At 64.3% G+C, this 1,030-nt stretch carries 1 protein-coding gene and 1 pseudogene; both read right to left on the bottom strand.

The window, feature by feature from the left end; translation table 11 throughout:
* Positions 1–223 (bottom strand): annotated as a pseudogene (locus tag A2I95_RS42080) (GNAT family N-acetyltransferase); the annotation flags it as partial.
* On the bottom strand, positions 220–942 hold the full coding sequence (locus A2I95_RS42075) for a molybdopterin-binding protein (RefSeq protein WP_027257466.1): 723 nt from the start codon (positions 940–942) through the stop codon (positions 220–222). The pseudogene A2I95_RS42080 and the gene A2I95_RS42075, both read right to left, overlap by 4 nt.
* Positions 943–1,030: the final 88 nt, after the last annotated feature.

Below are 1,030 nucleotides of genomic sequence, written 5' to 3'. Positions count from 1 at the left end.
TCTCGCCGTCGCGGATCATGAACAGGCAGTCCTGGCCCATCGCGCGCTTCGCCTCTTCCGCAGCGGCGATCTCCGCATCAGAGGCCGTGCCTTGCACCGTCGCCGCAGACACCCGGCTGCCGCCGCCTTGGCCATCGCGCAAGGTCACAGGCCCCAGGCTGCGGGTGGAGGCAGGCGGCCATGTTGCTTCGGTCACGGCGTAGTAACGGGGATCGGTGGTCACTGCTCCAGCTCCTTTGCCAATTCTGTCATCGCGGCATCAATGCGCGCGCCATCGGTGCCGCGGATCACGATATTGGCGCCAAATGCGCCGTCTTTCTGAAACGGGTAGCAGCCGACTGACAGGTCTTCATAGGCTTCGGCCAGCGTGCGCAGCGGTCCGGCAATCTCGCCCTCGCCGCGCAGCACGCGCAGGGTCTGGGACAGCATCGGCTGGCCGCCGGTCAGGGTCGGCATCACGCTGGCCACCATCGCCTGAAATATCAGCGGCACCCCGGCCATCACATGCACATTGCCAAGAGTGAACCCGGGTGCGGCTGAGACCGGATTGTCGATCAGCGCGGCGCCCGCCGGAATGCGAGCCATACGCAGGCGGGCCTCGTTCAATTCCAACCCTTGAGTGTCGTAATGCGCCTGCAGGATCGCGCGGGCGTCGCCGCGCACGTCCAGATGCGCGTCAAACGCCTTGGCGATGCAATCGGCAGTGATGTCGTCATGGGTCGGCCCGATGCCGCCGCTGGTGAACACATGGCCGTACCCTGCAGCGAGCGCCTGAACCGCGGCAATGACCGCAGCCTCATTATCGCTGACGATGCGTACTTCCTGCAGGTCGATGCCGTGTTTGGCCAGTTCGCCTGCCAGGTAATGCATATTGGCATCGCGGGTGCGGCCCGACAGGATTTCATCCCCGATGACCAGCATGGCAGCTGTCGGATTGGCCATGATCTTCCTCCCTTGATACCTCACCCCGGCAGATATAGGCCTAAGCCCATGCGCTTTGAAACCCCTCTGATCCCCGCCGTGCTGATCC

Source organism: Leisingera sp. F5 (genome assembly GCF_001593695.1).
This window is presented reverse-complemented; position numbering and strand designations above follow the sequence as displayed.

Excerpts from the sequence above, each read along its gene's own strand:
- A2I95_RS42075 (WP_027257466.1), bottom strand. The coding sequence starts at position 942 with ATGGCCAATCCGACAGCTGCCATGCTGGTCATCGGGGATGAAATCCTG.